This window comes from Scandinavium tedordense, assembly GCF_024764965.1.
Classification (GTDB): domain Bacteria; phylum Pseudomonadota; class Gammaproteobacteria; order Enterobacterales; family Enterobacteriaceae; genus Scandinavium; species Scandinavium tedordense.
Genome location: NZ_JALIGG010000056.1, coordinates 443,497 through 465,130, shown reverse-complemented (window position 1 = coordinate 465,130; position 21,634 = coordinate 443,497). Strand labels below are relative to the sequence as shown.

At 53.0% G+C, this 21,634-nt stretch carries 23 protein-coding genes, 3 tRNA genes and 1 pseudogene; 12 read left to right on the top strand and 15 right to left on the bottom strand.

What is annotated here, in order from left to right:
- Positions 1 to 6 precede the first annotated feature (6 nt).
- Entirely contained in the window at positions 7 to 1,461 is a 1,455-nt protein-coding gene (locus MUU46_RS15420) for an AMP nucleosidase (RefSeq protein ID WP_258966020.1), read from the bottom strand.
- A 228-nt stretch (positions 1,462 to 1,689) separates the two neighbouring features.
- On the opposite strand from MUU46_RS15420, the gene MUU46_RS15415 reads away from it, so the two are divergent.
- Positions 1,690 to 2,544, top strand: a complete 855-nt coding sequence (locus MUU46_RS15415) for a 5'-methylthioadenosine/S-adenosylhomocysteine nucleosidase (RefSeq protein ID WP_159753287.1) — start codon at positions 1,690 to 1,692, stop codon at positions 2,542 to 2,544.
- A gap of 148 nt (positions 2,545 to 2,692) precedes the next feature.
- Here MUU46_RS15415 and MUU46_RS15410 read toward each other — a convergent pair.
- Positions 2,693 to 2,768, bottom strand: a tRNA-Asn gene (locus MUU46_RS15410).
- Between the two features lie 331 nt (positions 2,769 to 3,099).
- On the opposite strand from MUU46_RS15410, the gene nac reads away from it, so the two are divergent.
- Positions 3,100 to 4,017 (top strand): nitrogen assimilation transcriptional regulator NAC, encoded by a 918-nt coding sequence (gene nac, locus MUU46_RS15405; protein ID WP_110509595.1) that lies wholly within the window; start codon positions 3,100 to 3,102, stop codon positions 4,015 to 4,017.
- A 102-nt stretch (positions 4,018 to 4,119) separates the two neighbouring features.
- On the top strand, positions 4,120 to 5,070 hold the full coding sequence (gene cbl / locus MUU46_RS15400; RefSeq protein ID WP_159753291.1) for an HTH-type transcriptional regulator Cbl: 951 nt from the start codon (positions 4,120 to 4,122) through the stop codon (positions 5,068 to 5,070).
- Positions 5,071 to 5,116: 46 nt separating this feature from the next.
- On the opposite strand, the gene MUU46_RS15395 is transcribed toward cbl, so the two are convergent.
- Together MUU46_RS15395 and mtfA are read right to left on the bottom strand one after the other, a co-directional pair.
- Positions 5,117 to 5,192 (bottom strand) — tRNA-Asn (locus MUU46_RS15395).
- Positions 5,193 to 5,292: 100 nt separating this feature from the next.
- Positions 5,293 to 6,090, bottom strand: a complete 798-nt coding sequence (mtfA, locus tag MUU46_RS15390; protein ID WP_258965949.1) for a DgsA anti-repressor MtfA — start codon at positions 6,088 to 6,090, stop codon at positions 5,293 to 5,295.
- A gap of 92 nt (positions 6,091 to 6,182) precedes the next feature.
- Here mtfA and MUU46_RS15385 point away from each other — a divergent pair.
- Positions 6,183 to 6,272, top strand: a tRNA-Ser gene (locus MUU46_RS15385).
- Between the two features lie 515 nt (positions 6,273 to 6,787).
- Here MUU46_RS15385 and ompC read toward each other — a convergent pair.
- Positions 6,788 to 7,948, bottom strand: a complete 1,161-nt coding sequence (ompC, locus tag MUU46_RS15380) for a porin OmpC (RefSeq protein WP_258965948.1) — start codon at positions 7,946 to 7,948, stop codon at positions 6,788 to 6,790.
- A gap of 581 nt (positions 7,949 to 8,529) precedes the next feature.
- Between ompC and MUU46_RS23055 the strand changes: the two are divergent.
- The 4 genes and pseudogenes from MUU46_RS23055 to MUU46_RS15365 form a co-directional block, all read left to right on the top strand.
- A pseudogene (locus MUU46_RS23055) lies at positions 8,530 to 8,643 on the top strand (cell division protein DrpB); the annotation flags it as partial.
- A 52-nt stretch (positions 8,644 to 8,695) separates the two neighbouring features.
- A complete protein-coding gene (locus tag MUU46_RS15375; RefSeq protein WP_159753297.1) occupies positions 8,696 to 9,391 on the top strand; it encodes a phosphohydrolase in 696 nt (231 codons plus the stop codon).
- A gap of 57 nt (positions 9,392 to 9,448) precedes the next feature.
- On the top strand, positions 9,449 to 10,870 hold the full coding sequence (locus MUU46_RS15370) for a DNA cytosine methyltransferase (protein WP_258965947.1): 1,422 nt from the start codon (positions 9,449 to 9,451) through the stop codon (positions 10,868 to 10,870).
- Positions 10,854 to 11,348: a very short patch repair endonuclease gene (locus tag MUU46_RS15365; protein WP_258965946.1), complete on the top strand. Its 495-nt coding sequence runs from the start codon at positions 10,854 to 10,856 to the stop codon at positions 11,346 to 11,348. The genes MUU46_RS15370 and MUU46_RS15365 overlap by 17 nt, the downstream gene beginning before the upstream one ends.
- Here MUU46_RS15365 and yedA read toward each other — a convergent pair.
- Positions 11,323 to 12,234 (bottom strand): drug/metabolite exporter YedA, encoded by a 912-nt coding sequence (gene yedA / locus MUU46_RS15360; RefSeq protein WP_159753303.1) that lies wholly within the window; start codon positions 12,232 to 12,234, stop codon positions 11,323 to 11,325. The genes MUU46_RS15365 and yedA overlap by 26 nt on opposite strands.
- Before the next feature lie 340 nt (positions 12,235 to 12,574).
- Here yedA and MUU46_RS15355 point away from each other — a divergent pair, with 340 nt between their 5' ends.
- The 3 genes from MUU46_RS15355 to dgcQ all read left to right on the top strand — a co-directional run bounded on the left by MUU46_RS15355 (position 12,575) and on the right by dgcQ (position 15,514).
- Positions 12,575 to 13,483 carry a DUF808 domain-containing protein gene (locus MUU46_RS15355; protein ID WP_159753305.1) on the top strand — a complete coding sequence of 303 codons (909 nt, stop codon included), beginning with the start codon at positions 12,575 to 12,577 and terminating at the stop codon, positions 13,481 to 13,483.
- Between the two features lie 77 nt (positions 13,484 to 13,560).
- Positions 13,561 to 13,740, top strand: a complete 180-nt coding sequence (locus MUU46_RS15350) for a YodC family protein (protein ID WP_159753307.1) — start codon at positions 13,561 to 13,563, stop codon at positions 13,738 to 13,740.
- 73 nt (positions 13,741 to 13,813) lie between these two features.
- Positions 13,814 to 15,514: a cellulose biosynthesis regulator diguanylate cyclase DgcQ gene (dgcQ, locus tag MUU46_RS15345; protein WP_258965945.1), complete on the top strand. Its 1,701-nt coding sequence runs from the start codon at positions 13,814 to 13,816 to the stop codon at positions 15,512 to 15,514.
- On the opposite strand, the gene MUU46_RS15340 is transcribed toward dgcQ, so the two are convergent.
- Positions 15,493 to 16,308: a mannosyl-3-phosphoglycerate phosphatase-related protein gene (locus MUU46_RS15340; RefSeq protein ID WP_159753311.1), complete on the bottom strand. Its 816-nt coding sequence runs from the start codon at positions 16,306 to 16,308 to the stop codon at positions 15,493 to 15,495. The two genes, dgcQ and MUU46_RS15340, sit on opposite strands and share 22 nt — an antisense overlap.
- 200 nt (positions 16,309 to 16,508) lie before the next feature.
- Positions 16,509 to 16,736: a YodD family peroxide/acid resistance protein gene (gene yodD, locus MUU46_RS15335; protein WP_110509607.1), complete on the bottom strand. Its 228-nt coding sequence runs from the start codon at positions 16,734 to 16,736 to the stop codon at positions 16,509 to 16,511.
- A gap of 130 nt (positions 16,737 to 16,866) precedes the next feature.
- Between yodD and dsrB the strand changes: the two genes are divergently transcribed.
- Entirely contained in the window at positions 16,867 to 17,055 is a 189-nt protein-coding gene (dsrB, locus tag MUU46_RS15330) for a protein DsrB (protein ID WP_159753313.1), read from the top strand.
- Positions 17,056 to 17,109: 54 nt separating this feature from the next.
- On the opposite strand, the gene rcsA is transcribed toward dsrB, so the two are convergent.
- The 7 genes from rcsA to fliM form a co-directional block, all read right to left on the bottom strand.
- The gene (gene rcsA / locus MUU46_RS15325; protein WP_159753315.1) at positions 17,110 to 17,733 is read right to left on the bottom strand and encodes a transcriptional regulator RcsA; all 624 of its coding nucleotides are present in this window, start codon (positions 17,731 to 17,733) and stop codon (positions 17,110 to 17,112) included.
- Positions 17,734 to 18,015: 282 nt separating this feature from the next.
- The gene (gene fliR / locus MUU46_RS15320; protein WP_258965944.1) at positions 18,016 to 18,810 is read right to left on the bottom strand and encodes a flagellar biosynthetic protein FliR; all 795 of its coding nucleotides are present in this window, start codon (positions 18,808 to 18,810) and stop codon (positions 18,016 to 18,018) included.
- Positions 18,811 to 18,815: 5 nt separating this feature from the next.
- On the bottom strand, positions 18,816 to 19,085 hold the full coding sequence (fliQ, locus tag MUU46_RS15315) for a flagellar biosynthesis protein FliQ (protein ID WP_110509611.1): 270 nt from the start codon (positions 19,083 to 19,085) through the stop codon (positions 18,816 to 18,818).
- A gap of 11 nt (positions 19,086 to 19,096) precedes the next feature.
- A complete protein-coding gene (gene fliP / locus MUU46_RS15310; protein ID WP_159753319.1) occupies positions 19,097 to 19,834 on the bottom strand; it encodes a flagellar type III secretion system pore protein FliP in 738 nt (245 codons plus the stop codon).
- Complete coding sequence (gene fliO / locus MUU46_RS15305) at positions 19,834 to 20,217, bottom strand: flagellar biosynthetic protein FliO (protein WP_159753321.1); 384 nt, start codon at positions 20,215 to 20,217, stop codon at positions 19,834 to 19,836. The genes fliP and fliO overlap by 1 nt, the downstream gene beginning before the upstream one ends.
- A gap of 1 nt (position 20,218) precedes the next feature.
- On the bottom strand, positions 20,219 to 20,632 hold the full coding sequence (gene fliN / locus MUU46_RS15300) for a flagellar motor switch protein FliN (protein ID WP_159753323.1): 414 nt from the start codon (positions 20,630 to 20,632) through the stop codon (positions 20,219 to 20,221).
- Positions 20,629 to 21,633, bottom strand: coding sequence for a flagellar motor switch protein FliM (gene fliM / locus MUU46_RS15295; RefSeq protein WP_258965943.1), 1,005 nt, complete (start codon positions 21,631 to 21,633; stop codon positions 20,629 to 20,631). The genes fliN and fliM overlap by 4 nt, the downstream gene beginning before the upstream one ends.
- Position 21,634: the final 1 nt, after the last annotated feature.

Here is a 21,634-nt window from a genome sequence, read left to right as displayed (position 1 = left end):
TGATTTTTAACGGAACGGCGGTTCGTTGAAGGTGCGCAGCTTACGCGAATGCAGTTTGTCGCCTTCTGCACGGAGAAGATCGATGGCGCGAATGCCTATCTGCAGATGCTCGGAAATGGCGCCTTCATAGAAACGGTTCGCCTGTCCCGGCAGTTTAATCTCACCGTGCAGCGGTTTGTCCGACACGCACAGCAAGGTGCCGTAAGGTACACGGAAGCGGTAACCCTGCGCCGCAATGGTGGCGCTTTCCATATCAATCGCCACGGCGCGGCTGAGGTTAAAGCGCAGCGCGGAGGCGGAGTAGCGCAGTTCCCAGTTTCGGTCATCGGTGGTCACGACGGTACCGGTACGCAGACGGTGTTTAACTTCTTCGCCTGGCATGCCACTGACCTGTTTGGTGGCGTCATACAGCGCGCGCTGCACTTCGGCGATGCTCGGAATCGGGATGTCCGGCGGCAGAACGGCATCGAGAACGTGGTCGTCACGCAGATACGCGTGGGCCAGCACGTAATCACCGATGGTCTGGCTTTCACGCAGGCCGCCGCAGTGGCCAATCATCAGCCACACGTCCGGGCGCAGTACCGCCAGGTGGTCGCAAATATTTTTGGCATTCGCCGGGCCCACGCCGATATTAATCAGCGTAATGCCCTGACCGTCTTTCGTTATCAGGTGCCAGGCGGGCATTTGGTGTTTTTTCCACGCAAGGTCAGACACGGCCGTTTCCGGCGCTTCGGTATCGGCGGTAATCCACACGCTACCTGCGCAGGAAAGGGCGATATACGGGCTGTCCGGATCGAGAATTTGGCTGCATCCCCAGCGGACAAACTCATCTACATAGCGGGTGTAGTTGGTGAACAGCACGAACGGCTGGAAATGTTCAACCGGGGTGCCGGTGTAGTGGCGCAGGCGGGCGAGGGAGAAATCCACGCGGCGAGCGTCAAAATGCGACAGCGGGTATTGTTCGGTTGGATGGAACAGGCCATCTGCGGTTTCATCGCCGATCTGCGCTAAATCGGTGGTCGGGAAGTGGCGCGTCAGACCGGCGCTCATTGAGCGATCCAGCGTCAGAGTGGAGCCATCAATCACGTAAGGATACGGAATCTCATGTTGCGACAGCTCAACGGTAATATGCGCGCCGTAATCCTGGTACAGCGAGGTCAGCTGTTCCAGCAGATAAGGTCTGAATAGCGTGGGCTGGGTGATGGTTGTGGTGTAACAACCGGCGTGAGTAAAGCGGCCCCAGGCCCGGGTTTTCAGCGCATTGTGCGCCTCGCCATCCCAGGAAACGGACAGCGAGGGGTAAACGAATAACCCTTTCGCACGCTGTTCATTGTCGGGCAGCACGTTGTCGTTAATAAAGCGGCCAATGGCTTCACGCAGCGCAGTTACCGATTGGTTGTAGAGCTCATCAAGTTGTTCCAGCGCTTGTTCCGGGGTCAGGCCGGCACCTTTATTATTCATCATTCGCTCCTTCATTCAGCTCTGCGGTGTTACCCGATAGTATGTCACAGGAATGTGAAACAAAAGCCAGCGGAAAAAACTGAAGAATTAGGGCGTTCTAAAAAACGATACCGTTACCCCCAGGATATCAAGCCGCCATAACGAACCCGTAGTGACGGAAAAAGATATTTCTTAACGGTTTGATTTTAGTTAAGGTAATCGTTTGCTTTTAATAGAGAAGTGGTAGTGATGAATAATAAGACAATCGTGATGTCCGTGGCAGCGTGCTGCATGGCCGTCTCTTCGTTAAGTTTGGCTCAGCAGCGTGTCACAGGGCCGATTGTTATCCAGGGGGCGATGCCCGTCGAAGCAGAGCGTTTCGCCCAACGGCTTGATAATCCACAAGAGTTGGATATTGGAGGCTGGCGCTTCTGGCGCGGGACGGTTGATGGTTATCCGGTCGTGGTTTCTGAGACCCTGAAAGGGATGTCTAATGCCTCTGCGGCCACGGCTATTGCTGCGACGCAGTTTCACCCGGTAGCTATCATTAACCAGGGAACCGCGGGGGGGCATGATCCGGCACTGAAAGTGTATGACATTGTATTAGGCAAATACTCGGTTAACCTGGGGGCGTTTAAAACACCTCATAAGCAGATGGGCGAGGGCAGCGACTCATTACAATGGAAACCGATGGATCTATTGGCCTCGAAGGGGAGTGCAGGTGAGGATAAGACCCCGCATACGATCCGTAAATTCCCGGCAGATGCACAGCTTCTCTCCGTGGCGGAAAGCGTGAAAGAGCGCTACAAGAAGGGCAACGTCGTGGAAGGGGTTATCGGGTCAGCCGATATGTGGAACAGTGAACTGGACCGCATCCACGCATTCCACAGCAACTATCAGACTTCCGTCGAAGAGATGGAAACCGCCTCCGCGGCGCAGATTTCCGCTGCCTTTAACATTCCGTTTGTGGGGATCCGGATCCTGTCGAACAACATTACCAATCAGGGAACCTATGACCCGCAAACGGGACTGGCCTGTCAGGATTATGTTTATCAGGTGGTGAAAGCTTACATTGCTAAAGTTCAGAGCCAAAAGCCTGACTAATCGCCTGTAGAGGCTGGCGGGCGTTTACCGCGTTACAGGCGTACAGATGCGCCTGTGACCCCCGAAGAGAGTGTAATCTGCTTCAGGAAAGGCTATTCGATAAAAGCAAAAAGCCCGCTTAAGTTTCCTTAAGCGGGCTTCTTAAATATGGCTCCTCTGACTGGACTCGAACCAGTGACATACGGATTAACAGTCCGCCGTTCTACCGACTGAACTACAGAGGAATCGTGTGAACGGGGCGAATAGTAGCGATGCCTGAGCAGCATGTCAAAGCTTGTATGCGCTCCTTGTGTTTGATTGCTGACAATTTCAGCAAAATGAGCGCAATTGCTGAAAATTAGCACAATGCGCACTGAGTTGGTGCAACTCGTCTCCTGATAGGGCATAGCGCAATCCGTTGACGGGTTACTAAAAGCAGCGAAATTATTAGCATCTCTTATTCTACGGCCTGTCTGGGCCTTCTTGTCCGTTTGGTCAAAAACTGGCAAGCATATTGCAACTCCTCCTACAACTGAATCGCCGGCGTTGGCACTGGCATCCCGAACTGGAGGCAAAATGAACTTAAGACGACTGAAATACTTCGTAAAAATCGTCGATATCGGTAGCCTGACCCAGGCTGCTGAGGTGTTGCATATCGCTCAGCCCGCATTAAGTCAGCAGGTGGCTACGCTGGAAGGTGAGATGGATCAGCAGCTCCTTATCCGCACCAAACGGGGCGTTACGCCGACGGAAGCCGGTAAAATTCTCTACACCCATGCGCGGACTATATTGCGTCAGTGCGAACAAGCGCAGATGGCGGTGTGTAATATCGGCCAGACCCTGAGTGGCCAGGTGTCGATTGGGTTAGCCCCGGGCACCGCCGCATCATCCATTACCATGCCGCTGCTTCAGGCGGTGCGTAACGAATTGCCTGAAGTCACCGTGTATCTGCATGAAAACAGCGGCACCGTGCTGAACGATAAACTGCTTGGCGGGCAGCTCGATATGGCGGTGCTGTATGAACGCTCACCGGTGGCCGGGATCACCAGCCAGCAATTGCTGAAAGAAGATTTGTGGCTGGTTGGCACCCGCGATTGTCCGGGGCAGAGTGTCGACCTGGCGGCGATTGCTGAGATGAATCTTTTCCTGCCGCGCGACTACAGCGCGGTGCGGGCGCGGGTCGATGAAGCCTTTTCGCTGCGTCGTCTGACAGCGAAAATTATCGGCGAAATTGAATCGCTCTCCACTCTGACCGCCGCAATTGCCAGCGGAATGGGCGTGACGGTACTGCCGGAGTCTGCTGCGCGTTCGCTGTGCGGTGCGGCTAATGGCTGGATGGCTCGCATCACCACGCCGTCGATGAGCTTACCGCTGTCGCTGAACATGTCAGCCCGTGGGTCGCTGTCTCCACAGGCTCATGCGGTGAAAGAGATTTTGATGTCGCTGGTCAGTCGTCCTTCGCTTGAGAATCGCGAACTGCTGATGGTGAGCTAAGCGTTATGCTTTAAAAGTATAAGTTGCGGGTTTTTATTATTTGTTCACCAGAGGCGCAGACTCTAACAATAGCGTTATATCTGCAGGCCTCTGGAGGAAAGGGTGAATTTCCAGCAACTCAAAATTATTCGCGAGGCGGCTCGGCAGGATTACAACCTGACCGAAGTCGCCAACATGCTTTACACCTCGCAGTCTGGCGTGAGCCGACACATTCGTGAACTGGAAGAAGAACTCGGCATTGAGATTTTCATCCGTCGCGGCAAGCGTCTGCTCGGGATGACCGAGCCTGGCAAAGCACTGCTGGTCATTGCTGAACGTATCCTGAACGAGGCGAGCAACGTACGTCGTCTTGCCGACCTGTTTACCAACGACGCTTCTGGCGTGTTGACCATCGCCACCACGCATACCCAGGCGCGATACAGTTTACCGCCGGTTATCAAGGCGTTCCGTGAATTATTCAAAGAGGTCAGGCTGGAGCTCATCCAGGGCACGCCGCAAGAGATTGAAGCGCTTTTGCATAACGGTGGGGCGGATATCGGCATTGCCAGCGAGCGTCTGAGCAATGATTCAACTCTGGCGGCGTTCCCGTGGTTCCGCTGGCATCACAATCTGCTGGTCCCGGAAGGGCATCCCCTGACCCAAACTGTCCCTCTGACGCTGGAGGCCATCGCACGCTGGCCACTCATCACCTATCGCCAGGGCATCACCGGGCGGTCACGCATCGACGAAGCATTTAATCGCAAAGGGCTGGTGCCGGATATCGTGCTGAGCGCGCAGGATTCCGACGTCATCAAAACCTACGTCGAACTCGGGTTGGGGATTGGGCTGGTGGCTGAACAGTCGGGCGATAATCAGGAAACAGGGCGGTTGACCCGGCTGGACACACACCATTTATTTGATGCCAATACGGTCTGGCTGGGTCTGAAGCGCGGTCAACTCCAGCGCAACTATGTCTGGCGCTTCCTGGAGCTGTGCAATGCGGGCTTGTCGGTCGAGGAGATCAAACGGCAGGTGATGGAGCCGGAAGAAGTGGCGATTGATTATCAGATTTAAATAAGCAAAAAGCCCGCTCAGTTTCCTGAGCAGGCTTTTCTAAATATGGCTCCTCTGACTGGACTCGAACCAGTGACATACGGATTAACAGTCCGCCGTTCTACCGACTGAACTACAGAGGAATCGTGTGAACGAGGCGCATATTAAAGGGCGGCCTTTTTTGTGTCAACACTAAATTTAACTGACTGATTCAATTGCATGAAATAAAGGCAATGTGCCGTTTTAGTGTACTACGTGCAGATTACTGCGTTCATCACTGCCATTTTCACGAATTCGCTGGAGCGGATCCTGATGATAAAAATGACAGAAACGCTGCCATAGCGCGGGGAAGCGCGGGGCAAACAGCTCTGGTGCGCTGAAGAAGTATTCTGAGAGCACGGCGAAACATTCAGCAGGGTCCGTCGCGGCATAGGCATCGATGCTGGCAGCACTTTCACCCACTAAATCAATTTCATCCTGAATGTTATTCATTGCCGCATGGAGGTCATGTTCCCAACCTGCGACCTCGCGAAGGGAGATCGGCGGCACACCGCTGGCGCGATCGCCGTTACGCACGTCCAGTTTATGCGCCACTTCATGGACAATAAGGTTAAAGCCGGAGGCATCGAATGAGTCCTGAATATCCAGCCAGTTCAACACAATCGGGCCCTGTTGCCAGCTTTGCCCTGATTGCACCATGCGTTGGCTGTGGATCAGGCCAATATCATCCTCCCACTCGTCGTCGACCACAAACGGGGCAGGGTAAATCAGAACTTCATGGAAACCATCGAGCCACTCGATCCCGAGAGAAAGTACGGGCAGACAAAACAGCATCGCGATGCGCGCCGTTTGCAGCGGGTTCAGTTCAAGCCCCTGCAAAGGAACAAGGCGTTTATGCTGCAGGAAACGGTCCGCCAGCTGAGTGAGTCTGAGCTGTTCTTCCGGTGAAAGACTTGCCAGGACAGGAATGGCAAGTGCCTGCTCCCAAGGAATATCCTCGCTTATGGGAGCGTCATGTGCTTTCCAGGGCCATTTAATCATCGCTTTGCTCGCAAACTCGTCACTTGATATCAATTGAAGGGACAGGGTCTGTTAAAATGCCAAAGAACCTGGCATCATGGCAACCACTCAGCGGAGAGATGCCGGAGCGGCTGAACGGACTAGTCTCGAAAACTAGAGTAGGGGCAACTCTACCGGGGGTTCAAATCCCCCTCTCTCCGCCACTATTCAATCACTTACGCCGTTTCGTTTCAGTGACCAAAATCTCATTGATGCAATCTATGAAATTTTGTTGAGAGAACCCGTACTTCCTTCGACTTGTTTCCTTATCCAGTATAGTCCTCGCTGACTCATCTCTATGCAACGCCCGTAAACCAAAGCAAAAAGGCAGAAATGTCTGATGTGCTCTTCTGCTTTTATCCACGGTTTGGTCGTGCTTTATGTTCAGCGTCCGTCCGTTGGCAAGCTTCCGATCTGCCGTAACAGGTCGAAGGAATGCTGCTGGTTAACACAATTGAACGTATGCGAGCCCTGCCTCGCTAACTGATTACCCGTCATCGTAAAAGAAATTTGCTGACTTAAAGGCGTCAATTGCAGTCAGTTGTAGGTCTTCCCTTGCTGCTCCAGACCTCAGAACGGTCCTTTCAAATCGAAGTGAGGCGACTGATTTCGACGCCGCTTCCTGAAATTCAGGCACAAAAAAGCCCGCTCGCGGCGGGCCTGATAGGGAAGGCGTCAGTTAGAACTGGTAAATCATGCCCACGCCAACAACGTCATCGGTAGAAATCCCGTTGTCGTTGTAGAAATCGTCATCGCCATCCAGCAGGTTGATTTTGTAATCAACGTAGGTGGTGAAGTTTTTGTTGAAGTAGTAGTACGCGCCGATATCGATGTAGTTCACCAGATCCTGGTCAACGTAATCAATGTTGCCATTGCCGGTGATATTACCGCCAAGATCAACACCTTTTGAATAGACCCACGCTAAGGACGGACGCAGGCCGAAGTCGAACTGATACTGTGCAACAGCTTCAAAGTTCTGCGTTTTGTTAGCGATGCCTTCGTCACCGTATGGCGTCATGTTCAGGGTTTCGGAGTACATCATCGCCAGGTAGACGTCGTTAGCATCGTATTTGCCACCAATGGTCCACGCCTGGGCTTCTTCGCCACCGGCGTATTTGCTGTAGCGATTGTTGCCGGCACCTACACCTTCCTGCTCGTTGGTACGGTCAGAGGAGGAGTAGGCGGCGCCTACGCTCAGACCCATACCGAAATCGTAGACAGTGGAAAGACCATAACCGTCGCCATTCTGGAAGCGTATATCGCGCCCGTTATTGGTACCTTCCTGATCTTCGTTTGCATTGGTGCCTTCGTTAGTACCCTGATATTGCAGGGCGAAACTCAAGCCATCCACCAGGCCGAAGAAGTCAGAGTTGCGGTAAGTCGCCAGACCGTTAGCACGGCCAACCATATAGTTGTCGGTCCAGGAGTAGGAGTCGCCACCGAATACCGGCAGCATATCGGCCCAGGCTTCCACATCGTACACTACGCCGTAGTTACGGCCGTAATCGAAGGAGCCGTAGTCGCCGAATTTCAGACCGGCATAGGCCAGACGCGTCCACGCAGTGTTGCCACCGTTATCTTCAGTATTGTTGGCCATCATTTTGTATTCCCACTGGCCAAAGCCAATGAGATCATTCGTAATCTGGGTCTCACCTTTGAAACCTACTTGCACGTAGGTCGCATCGCCATCGTCACCTACATTGTCAGAGAACTGATGACGGGCATCAACTTTGCCGTATAAATCAAGTTTATTACCGTCTTTATTATAAATTTCAGCCGCATTTGCTGCGCCAGCCAACAGTAAGGCCGGCACGATAATTGCCAATACATTTCTTTTCATTATACAATCCTTTGAATGGTTTATTTTATGAATGAAAGAGGCGCTATCCAAACTTCAAAATGATAGTCGCCACGAAGTTCAGTTTAATTTAAATAAAACGTGTAAGTAAATTATTAAAATCAATTTAGATGGTTTCTGTTTGGGTTTCCATATGTCACTGCAATGAAAGGCTGGTTGTCATTCATGCGGCTTATTCATTGGCTTTGCTGATTTTTGTTACTGTTACTGTCATTATTTGAAATATGATTCACCCAATCAATGAATATATTTGGACTAATCGTTCTGTTTATCGTGAAGGCAAAAAAAAACCTGACAAAATATTTTGCCAGGTCTTATTAATGATAATAAAAGTGAGTGCAGTGTAAAAAAACAAAAAGCAGAGAAGATACTTACATGATGTGCAAATAAAATAAAGTATGGAACCTGACAGTTTGCCCCTCCGTGCAGAAAAATAAGAAAAATTTCAGATCAATAAAGGGTGAACAGGTCATTAAATAACATAAGACGTCCTCTGCCTGAAAATTGCCGAAGATCAGAGAAATTTCACTTCACTCATTTGAATAAGTTGGAATGCTTAGTGGGGGAAATGGCTGGGTGCGTTTTTCGGTTTTCTGGTGCTCAGTATCGTGGGTGCTATCCTCGGCGGGATTGCCTGGTGCACACGTCCACGTGGTGCTGAACCGTCAGGAAGCTGACATAAAAAACTGCTATTCTCGACTCTCTGATGACGCAACGCTCGAGGGAAGAATGACAGTGCAATCCTGGCAACAACGCTTTGAAAACTGGCTGACCCAGCATCACGACAATGACGACGTGGCCCATGATATTTCTCATTTCCGCCGCGTCTGGGCCACTTCTCAACGTCTGGCTGAAGGCGAAAAGGTCGATGAGCGCGTCATCCTGACGGCATGCTATTTTCATGACATCGTCAGCCTGCCGAAAAATCATCCGGAACGCAGTCGTTCGTCGATAATGGCATCGCAAAAAACGTTGAACATCCTGCGCGACGATTTCCCTGATTTCCCCGAATCGCTCTATCCAGCCGTGGCGCATGTGATTGAAGCGCATAGTCACAGCGCCAACATCACGCCAACCACGCGCGAAGCCAAAATTGTGCAGGATGCCGACAGGCTGGAATCGCTGGGGGCCATTGGTCTGGCACGCGTCTTTACCGTGGCGGGCCGCTTAAATGTTTCCCTGTTCAACGCCGACGATCCGTTTGCAGATTCTCGCCCGCTGAATGACCAGCGTTACGCCCTCGATCATTTTCAGAACAAACTCCTTCGACTTCCGGCCACCATGCAAACCGAGCAGGGTAAAGCCCTGGCCGTGCACAATGCCCGCTATCTGGTGCAGTTTATGGCCAAAATCAGCGCAGAGTTGCAGGGCGATTATCTGGAATATGATGAGGATATTCTGACGCGTTTTGCGCCGCACGCCTGAGTTCATCCGCGGAAATTGTGTTACTCTCAGCGAAAATGGTCTGTCCCGGTTACTGAAATGCAGCACACACTTACTCGCACTCTCCCCTCTCAAGACGCGGAATATTCCGGGCCAGACGCACAGACACTGCTTAATCAGCTGCTGACGATATACGATTTAAAAACCCTTGTGGCAACGCTCAACGCCGTGGGAGAACAGCACTGGAGCCCGGCTATTCTGAAACGCGCGACGGACAACGGGAAAATCAATCGCCGCCTGGGTGAGAATGAGTTTTCCCGTTTGGCGGCGCTGTTACCGCAGCCTTCCATGCATCCTGCTTCATTTCGCTTTATCGATTTGTTTGCGGGCATCGGCGGGATCCGCAACGGCTTTGAAGCCATCGGCGGCCAGTGCGTGTTTACCAGCGAATGGAACAAGCACGCCGTTCGTACCTATAAAGCCAACTGGTACTGCGACCCGGCTGAACATCAGTTTAATGAAGATATCCGCGATGTGACGCTCAGTCACAAAGCGGACGTCAGCGACAGCGAAGCCGCGGGGCATATTCGTAGCGTTATCCCGCAGCACGACGTGTTGCTGGCGGGCTTTCCCTGTCAGCCGTTTTCGCTGGCGGGCGTATCAAAGAAAAATGCCATGGGACGGGCGCACGGCTTTGCCTGCGATACGCAAGGCACGCTGTTTTTTGACGTGGCGCGGATCATTGATGCCTGTCGTCCGGCCATTTTTGTGCTGGAAAACGTCAAGAACCTGAAAAGCCACGACGGGGGAAAAACCTTCCGCATCATCATGCAAACGCTGGATTCACTAGGCTATGACGTTTCTGATTCCGCAGAAATGGGTGCTGATGATCCGAAAATCATCGATGGTCAGCATTTCCTGCCGCAGCACCGCGAACGCATCGTGCTGGTGGGTTTTCGTCGGGATCAGAAGCTGCATCAGGGCTTTACGTTGCGTGATTTACCCGCGCTGTATCCGGAACGTCGTCCGACGTTCGGTGAATTGCTTGAGCCAACGGTTGACGCCAAATTTATCCTCACCCCGGTGCTGTGGAAATACCTGTATCGCTATGCCAAAAAGCATCAGGCGCGCGGCAACGGTTTTGGCTACGGGCTGGTTGATCCCACCCGCCCGGGCAGTGTGGCGCGTACGCTTTCCGCTCGCTATTACAAAGACGGCGCGGAGATCCTGATCGACAGAGGATGGGACAAGGCGCTTGGCGAGCTGAATTTTGACGATCCACAAAACCAGCAGCGACGCCCACGTCGTCTGACACCGCGCGAATGCGCGCGACTGATGGGCTTTGAATCACCGCAGGGTTATCAGTTCCGCATCCCGGTGTCAGATACTCAGGCCTATCGCCAGTTTGGCAACTCAGTGGTGGTTCCCGCATTTGCAGCGGTAGCGAAATTGCTCAAATCTCGCATTTTGCAGGCGGTGGAACTGCGTCAGTCAGAGAAAGCCGATGGCGGACGTTCATAACCCCGCCACAAGAAGCAAAAATATGCGTGCCATCGGCACGCAGAATACCGTCATTGAGAAACGTCTGGCTGCATTGCTGAACAACGCCGGTTTTGAATATACCGTTCAGGATGCGACCTTGCCCGGCCGCCCCGATTTTGTCCTCACCGAATACCGTTGTGTTCTCTTTACCCACGGTTGTTTCTGGCATCATCACAACTGCTATCTGTTTAAAATTCCCGAAACGCGGACCGACTTCTGGCTGCAAAAAATAGGCAAAAATGTGGTGCGAGACGCCCGAGATGTTGCGTTGCTTCAGGAGCAGGACTGGCGAGTGCTGGTGGTTTGGGAATGTGCGCTGCGAGGAAAACTGAAACTCAGTGATACGGCGTTAACAGACAGGCTGGAAGAGTGGATCTGCGGCGGCGAAGGCAGCGCGCAGATCGACATTCAAGGCATTGCGCCGCTGGCGGTTACTTCTCCAGCTCACAAGATGTAGCGGGCGCACGCACCGGGAACAGGGTTTTGCCGAGCGTCACCAGCACGACAGCGAAGATAATCACGCCTAAAGCCAGCCATTCAAGGGATGACAAAGATTCGCCGCCAAAATGGGTACCGAGCAGCACCGCCACGACCGGATTGACGTAGGCGTAGCTGGTTGCGACCGCCGGAGAGACGTTGCGAATCAGATACATATAGGCATTTATGGCAATCAGCGAGCCGAAAACCGCCAGATAAGCCACCGCCAGAAAACCCGATAGCGTCGGCATTTGCGTCAAACGTTCGCCAGAGAGAACCGACCCGCACATCAGCACAATGCCTGCAGCCAGCATTTCTACCGCTCCGGCCATCATGCCGCTCGGCAGTTCAATCCGCGAGCCATATACCGAACCAAACGCCCAGCTCAGCGAGCCAATCAGGATAAGGATCGCGCCCCATGGGTTGCCGCTCAGGTTGCCGCCGCTGTTCAGCAGCACAATACCCGCAAGGCCAATGGCGATGCCGAGCCATTCCAGTTTGCGGGTTTTAATCCCGAACAAATAGCTGAAACACAGCGCAAAAAGCGGCACCGTTGCGACCATCACCGCCGCAATACCGGAAGCCACGCGCTGATGTTCAGCGATAGTGACAAAACCATTGCCAATGGCCAACAGCAGCACGCCAATCAGAGCGGCGTTGAGCAGTGGACGGCGGGCGGGCAGTTTATGCCCGGTTAACAGCAAGTAAGCCATCAACAGTACACCGGCAGACAGAAAGCGCACCCCGGCCATCATCATCGGCGGCCAGCTTTCAACGCCAATGCTGATGGCAAAATAGGTCGATCCCCAGATGATATAAAGTGCAAAAAGCGCTCCAATGAGCGGTAATAGTTGTTTGACCTGCATACATCCTCACGAAATGCTCGTCGCCCTTAAAATGCCAGGGTATTGGTTGCTCTCATTCATCCGAATCACTTACTTGAATAAGCTCATCGGTGGCCAGCTAATGGCTGGTCAAATTCGTTCCCGACGAATTTGTCATTCGATTGCCGCCTACCTGCATTTAGAAGTGGCTGGGGTATGGGACACAAAGCATATAGTTAACGGGAAAACCAACCGTCTGGCGAGCGCTTTAATCAGTGGATTATGTTGTATTTTTGTTGACACTTTGTATGCATGGGCGCGGTGCGTCTTTTGCTTCATACTGTAAGGCAAATAGAACCATGAAGAACGGAAGGAGCATCATGTGGCCGGAAGCAGTCTTTTAACCTTACTCGACGATATTGCCACGCTATTGGACGATATTTCTCTGATGGGCAAACTGGCGGCGAAGAAAACCGCCGGAGTACTGGGGGATGATTTGTCGCTCAATGCGCAGCAGGTGTCTGGCGTGCGCGCCAATCGCGAGCTGCCGGTGGTGTGGAGCGTGGCGAAAGGGTCATTTCTGAATAAGGTGATCCTCGTACCGTTGGCGTTGTTAATTAGTGCCTTTTTACCGTGGGCTATCACGCCGCTGCTGATGATTGGCGGAGCGTTCCTGTGCTTTGAAGGTGTAGAAAAAGTGCTGCATTCTCTGCATGCGCGCAAGCACAAAGAAGGGCCAGAGGAGCGCAAGCAGCGCCTGGCAGCGATCGCCAAACAGGATCCGATGGAGTTTGAGCGAGATAAAGTGAAAGGCGCGGTGCGTACAGATTTCATTCTGTCCGCCGAAATCGTGGCGATTACGCTCGGCATTGTGGCCGATGCACCGCTGCTCAACCAGGTGCTTATCCTTTCCGGCATTGCAATCCTGGTAACCATTGGCGTGTATGGTCTGGTGGGCGTGATTGTAAAACTTGACGACATGGGCTATTGGCTGGTGGAGAAAACCAGCGCCATCGCGCAGGCCGTGGGCAAAGCGTTGCTGTTTATCGCGCCGTTACTGATGAAAGTGCTGACGGTCGTCGGGACGCTGGCGATGTTTTTAGTCGGCGGCGGGATCGTGGTTCACGGTATCGCGCCGCTGCATCATCTCATTGAACATTTTGCCGCAGGGCAGGGTGGCATCGTTGCTCTCCTCGCGCCGACGTTGTTTAATTTGATCTTCGGTTTTGTGGTTGGCGCGGTCGTTCTGCTGGGCGTCAACCTGGTATCGCGGCTGCGTTCGGCTGCGTAAATATTTTTCAGGGACTACGCAAAGCCCGTCATTTTCAGCTATCGTGAAACAGTTTCACTCTGATACCGGAGGCAGTCATGGTCTTTTTGGTCAGTGATGAAGTTCAGCCGAAAATTGGTGGGCCGCGTATGGTTGTCACCGGCTATGCCAGCGGAATGATTGAATGCCGTTGGTATGATGGGTTTGGCGTTAAGCGGGAAGCGTTCCGTGAAGACGAACTCATGCCGGGCGATGGGCGGATTCAAGATGAGGCATAACGACCCCGCCCGGCGAATGCCGGGCGTTTTCGTTGGTCGTGGCGATGTATCAGGGAATGTTCAGGGAGTTTGAGTGCACCACGTTACACATGTGGAAAATCCGCGCTGGCTGAATAGACTCAGCCGTTATAGCAACCCGGGTCGGGTGGTGAATGTTTGTTTTTTTGTCGTACTGCTGTTCTCAACGCTGCTGACCTGGCGTGAAGTCGTCGTTCTTGAAGGCGCCTATATTTCCAGCCAGCGTAATACGCTGGAAAACGTGGCGCATGAATTTAACAACCAGCTGCAAATCAACATCGACCGGCTGATGTTTTACCGGAACAGTATGCAAGCGGTCCTTCGCATGCCGTTGGCTTTCGACGTGCTGCACAGTGCCGACGCGGAGTTTCAGCGCAAGCGCGCGCTGCACCAGTGGTCCATCTTGCTGGATAACCGTCGCACCCTGCCAGTGCACGGCGTTTCCGATGCCTTCGTCGATGAAACGAGCCTGCTCTCTCGCGATAACGCGATCCTCGGTAATGAACTGACCGCCACGCTGGAAGTGGGCTATCTGCTGCGACTTTCCACCACCCTTAAACGCACGACGCAGCAAATGATGTACGTGTCGCGTGCCGGTTTTTTTATCGCTAACAATCCGCTGAGCAGCAATGATGATACGGTCGAGAAGTATTACGGTCTGGTCACCAGTCCGTGGTTTACCGAACAGACTGAACACAATAATCCTGAGCGGACCCTTCGCTGGCTGAGCTGGATGGCCGACACGCCAAAGGGTGAGATACGCCGCGTGGCCGTTTCGCTTCCTGTAGATTATGAGCATTACTGGCACGGCGTGCTGGCGATTGAGTTTTCCCTGGCGCAAATGAAGCAGTTGCTGACCACTTCTACTCAGGGAGAAGCCGAAGGCGAATACCGTCTCTACGACCGGAAAATGAACCTGCTCGCCAGCTCTTTGGCGCCGGGTGACACCCCATCGCCGTTGAGCGAGCCAGAAAAAGCCCAACTGGCGCAGGCCTTTGAGCATGACGATCGCGGCGGTCTGCGCTTTACCACCCGTTATGTTAACTGGGAAAAAATACGCAATTTTGATGGCATTCTGCTGCGTATTCACAACCTTGATGAGGGCGTGCGTGGCGATTTCGGCGCTATTTCAATTGCGCTGGGCTTGCTGTGGGCGCTCTTTACCTCAATGCTACTCCTCGCGTGGGTGGTGATTCGCCGAATGGTGAGCAACATGAGCACGTTGCAGGAATCGCTGCAATGGCAGGCGTGGCATGACGGCCTGACGCGTTTATACAACCGCAGCTCGTTGTTTGACCTGGCGGGGAAAGTGGCGAAGCAGAGTGAGGCTCAGGGCCAGTCGGTGTCAGTGATTCAGCTCGATCTCGATTACTTCAAACGCATCAATGACCGATTTGGTCATCAGGCGGGCGACCGGGTGCTGACCCACGTGGCGGGCACCATCGGGGCGCAGATACGCGAAACGGATTTGGCCGGACGCGTCGGTGGGGAAGAGTTCTGTATCGTCCTGCCGGGCGCGTCGCGGGAAGACGCCTGCGCGATGGCGGAACGTATTCGGGTGCGAATTAACAGCCGTGAAATCCTGATTGGCAAAAGCGCGACGCTGCGCATCAGCGCCTCGTTTGGCGTCAGCAGCAGTGATGAGAAAGGGATGTTTGATATCGAATATCTGCAATCCATTGCCGACGGGCGTTTGTATCTGGCGAAGCAAAAAGGGCGCAACCGGGTGTGCTGTCAGGACGATGACAGCCAGTAATCCAGCCCTTCACGCCAGCCGTTCGGACCGCTTTCACGGGTGTGAAACACTCGCTGCGGGGAATCATCCTTCAGCCTGACGCCCTCGCGATTTAAGCCTTTGACCACTACCGCATAGTCGGTAGCGTCGAGTAGCGGGGCATCGTTCGGCCCGTCGCCTAAACCAATGGAAACTCGACGGAATCCTTCCCTTTCCTGATAGCGGCTCAGCAGCCAGGTGATGGCCTGGGCTTTGCCGCCACGCTCATCCAGCACGTGCCAGAACCGCGCACCCTGAACAAACTGCAGACCAAGGGACGAAAGCGTCGTGGTGAACTCCAGCATCTTCTCGTCAGTATCGCGCCAGATGAGGGTTTCGGACGCCTCATGCAGACGTGAAAGCTCCGCGTGCCGCAGATTCATGCCGGTCCATTCGCTGATGGTTTGCTCATTCACGTCCGAAAAAGTGGTGAACTTAAAACCGTCATTTTCCCGTAACTGTTGCAGGATACGCTGGATTTCTTCGTGGGGAGAACCGGTAATCAGGCGAGGGTAATCCTCTTCGTTCTGCCAGTCTGCGGCTAACTGAATCACCGCGCCGTTCTCGGCAATCAGCGGCTGTGCGCCCAGCTCCAGTTCTTTTTGCAGCAGCATCATCTCGACTGCCGTTTTGCTGCTGCACAGTACCACCGGCACATTGTGTTGCTTCAAGCGTAGCAGCCAGTCGCGGGCGGGTTCCCATAACTGGGTGTGGCTGTCGAGGAGGGTGCCCTCAACGTCGGTAAACACAATCAAGGGCTGATCCAGTTCGGGCATTACCTCTCCTTAAACGTAAATTCAGGCAAGAAAAATCTTAAATATATTCATGGTGTTTATGAATATTGCTTGTCTTACAAAATAATTGAGGATAATGTCTTATCCACATCAGATTTCTTGGTGTAGCGAATTTTCAAGTGCTTCTTGCTAAAGCAAGTTTCAACCCGATCACTCCATGGTCGGGTTTTTTTTGCCTGCGTTCAGCGATTCACTTCCGTGATGCTGAAATCATGGATATCAAGCTCAAAGGCTTCGGCCAGCTCGCGCCAGGTGTGGTACTCACGTCCATCAATACTGACATGATGGGTGGAGTCTCCGGCACGATGCACTTCGCTTTCGCTGATTTCGTTGATGGCGTCGAGCAGGGCATCAACATCAACGTTCACTTCGCGCTTTGCCGTATCGCTATACTCTTTGGCAGTTTTCATTGCGGGGCCCTCATTTGTTCTCCCACCGTAAAGTATAGACCGTTGAAAAAAACACCCATTGGTATACCGGACGCTGTCAGCATGGGCGTTTTGTTCTACACTGGCTGAAGTAAAAGACAGGAGAAAAGGTATGCAGGTTAACGATCGAGTAACGGTCAAAACGGACGGTGGCCCGCGTCGGCCAGGTGTGGTGCTGGCAGTAGAGCAATTCAGTGAAGGGACGATGTACTTGGTTTCGCTGGAAGATTACCCGATGGGGATCTGGTTCTTTAATGAGTCGGGCCATGATGACGGCATTTTTGTCGAAAAAGTAGGCTAAACGTCTTTCCACTGGCGGAGTCATTCCGCCAGTGCAGCGCATTGTTTCAGCATTTCAGCGCATATTGACGTAGATCCCGCTCGTCACATTATCTGTCAATCGGACAACGTGATAAATAACCTGTTTATTGTGGGTTTTTATTTTCTTTTTAATATTACCTTTATGTGATGATACCGTTTTGGCCTTAATATTCATCTGATCGGATATTTGAATCGTTCCCTGTCCCGACATCCACATCTTTAGCATATTCGATTCAGTCCTGCTTAAAGATAAAGTAGGGATGTTAACCCGGCTAACGTTATCGCTAATCTTCTGCAGATAATCTGCCAGAATACCGTCCAGGGATTCAGGTTTAATCGATTTAGAGCTAATAAGCAGATTGTCCCGAACCAACAGATACTCATCAAAATGTATATTGGCAATTGCCATAAATACGATAAAAAGCGTCCTGGGGTGTTGATTAATGATCTGCTTTATTTGCTGACTGCTGTCTGTATCGTGGATAAAGCAGTCTTCATTAATGAACACGACAGCCGGGCGTAATGTCCCGCAGGCCTCTTCAAGCTCACTGATGGTCTCGACGTCGCCGATATCACGTTTCCTTATCCCCCGGCTGGTCAAGTACCCGGTTAATCCAAGCCGGGTGTAACTGCATAGATCCATAATAATCGTTGACATGGCATACCCTCACTCAATGCATAACGATAATTAACCCATAGCCCGATTGTCTCTTATTTTTCACAATGCGCTGAAGCTGTACTGACAAAGAGCAAAGGAAGATAATCGGGCGGCCTCAACTATCCCGTAAAGTTACGTATAATTTGCCAGGAATCATCTTAAAGTAAAGTAAATGTTAGGTTCTGTGAGAGCCGTAAAAGCAATTGACCCGCGTCAGATATATCCTGGTAGATGTTTTTGAAGTCGGGTTTTAAGAATATCCTTAGAATATCCCTTTTATTATTATGGAGAACTTATCGTTGGCATCTCACTGATAATATCTGCTAATAGATCGAACAACTCGCTGAATAGATGTTCACAGAAGGGCGCAATGAGGGGCATTAACGCGGCCATCAAAATAATACCGACGGTCAGGGTAATCGGGAAACCAATAACAAACACCGACAGCTGTGGGGCCATGCGGTTGAGCATCCCCAGAGCCAGGTTAATGGTTAACAACAGGGTGATTATCGGCAGCGCCAGCATCAAACCGTTGAGAAAGATAAGCCCACCCGCGCGGGTCAGGGCCATAAAGGCGTTGCTATTGAGTGGATGGCCACCAATTGGCAGGGTGTGAAAAGTATCGACCAGCAGCGAAATCAGCCACAGATGGCCGTTAAACACCAGAAACAGCAGCATCGCCAGCATATCCATAATGCGGGCCAATACCGGCATACTCAAATGGCTACTGGGGTCGACGAAGGTCGCAAATGACAGGCCCATCTGCAGGCCGATAACTTCCCCGGCGGTTCGCACCGCGGCGAACGCAAACTGCATAGTAAAGCCGAGCGCAGTGCCAATCAGGATTTGCTGTAACGCCAGCCACAACGCGTTCGGGGAAAACAGCGTCACGTCGGTGGCGGGCAGGGAAGGCGCAATAATAAAAGTGATGATAATCCCGAGGCCCAGTTTGACGCGCTTCGGCACCGATTTTTCACTGAGGATAGGCGCGGTGGAAATCAGCGCCAGCACGCGTAGGAGCGGCCAGAAATAGAGGCTAAGCCAGTGCAGCCATTGGTCGCTAGTGACATGTAGCATCCGTCTTATCCGATGATGTACGGCAGGTTGGTGAACAGCGTACGCACATAATCGAGCAGCAGGTTCAGCATCCACGGCCCGGCAACGATAATCGCCACGAATACCGCGATGATTTTTGGAATGAACGACAGGGTCATTTCGTTAATCTGGGTCGCCGCCTGCAAAATACTGATCAGCAAACCGGTCACCAGCGCCACCAGCAGCAACGGGGCCGCCAGTGCCAGCGCAACTTTCATGGCCTCCGTGCCAAGCATCATTACCGATTCAGGCGTCATGGCTGCGATCCTTAACTATAGAAACTTTGAGCAAGCGAACCCACCAGCAGTTGCCAGCCGTCAACCAGCACGAATAGCATCAGCTTGAACGGCAGCGCAATGGTTGCCGGAGGTACCATCATCATCCCCAGCGCCATCAGCACGCTGGCCACCACCAGGTCGATAATCAGGAACGGAATAAAAATGGTGAAGCCAATCTGGAACGCGGTTTTCAGCTCGCTGGTGACATACGCAGGCAGCAAAATACGCATCGGCACTGCTTCCGGGCCCTGGATCGGTGGCGTATTGGCCAGACGGGCAAACAAAGCTAAATCCGCTTCCCGGGTCTGGCGCAGCATAAATTCACGCAGCGGTTGTGCGCCTTTATCAATCGCCTGCTCAAGTGTGATTTTATCTTCACTGAATGGCTGATACGCATCGTTGTAAATTTTGTCGATAACTGGCGACATGATGAAAAAAGTCAGGAACAGCGCCAGGCCGAGCAGCACTTGGTTCGGCGGGGCAGAAGCGGTGCCGAGGGCGCTGCGCAGCAGGCCAAACACGATGATGATGCGGGTGAAGCTGGTCATCATCAGCAGAATGGCGGGCAGGAAAGTCAGCGAGGTGATAAACACCAGCGTCTGCACTGGCAGCGACCAGCTCTGGCCGCCGTTAGACAGCGGTTGGCTCACCAGACCCGGCAACTGGGCGAACGCCGCCGGAGACAACAGCAGCAGCGCGACAAGCGAAAGGGACAACAGACGGCGCATCAGAGTCTCCCAGGACGCTTGATAACGGATTTCATCAGTGATGCAAAATCGGGGGTTTCAGGTTTAGGCGCGTCCGGGTCGATAACCGTCGGCGGCAGTTTGTGCAGCAGCGTGACTTGCGTGGCGGTCACGCCGAGGACCAGGCGGGCATCTTCCACATCGACAATCACCACGCGCTCGCGCTGGCCGAGGGCCGCACTGGCGCTGACTTTTAACTCTTTGGTTGCGGTGTTTTTCACGCCGCTAATGCCAAAGCGTTTTGCGAGCCACGCTGCTATCAGGATCAGCAGAATAATACCCAACAGCGCGCCGCTGACTTCAATCAGCGGAGACGAAGGTGGGGTCGTGGTGACCGGATGTGACATGCCAATCTGGGGTTTCATTTTAGCGACTCAGGCGACGCATACGTTCGGACGGCGTAATGATGTCGGTAATGCGCACACCGTATTTGTCTGCGACCACCACCACTTCACCCTGGGCAATCAGATAGCCGTTGATCAGAATATCCAGCGGCTCACCGGCCAGACCGTCCAGCGACACCACCGAACCCTGGGTCAGGCGCAGCAGCTCTTTGATGGTCATCCGGGTGCGGCCCAGTTCAACGGTCAGTTTGACCGGAATATCCATGATCAGGTCAATGTCCTGCAACGTACCGCTGACGTCGCCGCCACCCAGCTGCTGGAACACCGCGTCGGCGGCACTTTTGCTGCCGGTTGTTTTCTGTTCGCTTAACGCTTCAGCCCACAGATCGTCCATCGCACCGCTGTTTTCATCGGACGAATTATTCATATCACTCATTTGGGCTGTTCCTCATTCAGCGAGTTCAAAATCGGGTTGATCAAATGCTCTACGCGCAGCGCATATTGACCGTTCACCGTGCCATACTGACTGGTCAATACCGGCACACCGTCTACATTGGCGATAATGCGATCTGGTTTGTCTATCGGCAGCACATCGCCTGGCTGGAGTTTTAAAATCTGCGACAGGCGCAGAGAGATATCGGCAAAATTCGCCACCAGCTCAAGTTCGGAATGCTGCACCTGGCGAACCAGGTTTTCGCGCCAGTTCTGATCTTCGCTGCGGGAATTCTCCAGAGGCGGGTTGACCAGCAGTTCGCGCAGCGGCTCAATCATGCTGAACGGCAGGCAAATATTAAATTCACCGGTCAGGTTGCCGATTTCCACATGGAACGGGGTATTGACCACAATGTCGTTCGGCGAAGTGGTGATGTTGGTGAATTTCACCTGCATCTCGGAACGCACATACTCCACTTCCAGCGGATGAATCGCTTTCCACGCGTCGCTATACCCTTCCAGCGCCAGCTTCAGCATGCGGTTAATCACACGCTGTTCGGTGTGTGTAAATTCGCGGCCTTCCACTTTCGTCGGGAAACGTCCGTCGCCGCCGAACAGGTTGTCGACCGCGATAAACACCAGACTTGGCGAGAACACAAACAGCCCGGTGCCGCGCAGCGGTTTCAGGTGAATAAGGTTCAGGTTGGTCGGCACCGGCAGGTTGCGGGCAAACTCGTGATAAGGCTGAATGCGAATCGCGCCGACGGTAATGTCCGGGCTACGACGCAGCAGGTTAAACAGCCCCATACGGAACTGACGGGCGAAACGCTCGTTAATGATTTCCAGCGCCTGTAGGCGTTCGCGCACCACGCGACGCTGGGTATTAGGATCATAAGGACGAATGTCACTCTCGCCGGGAGCGCCGGGCTGAGGTTCATCGCTCTTCTCGCTGTCGCCGTTCAGCAGCGCGTCAATTTCGGCCTGAGAAAGAATACTGTCGCCCATG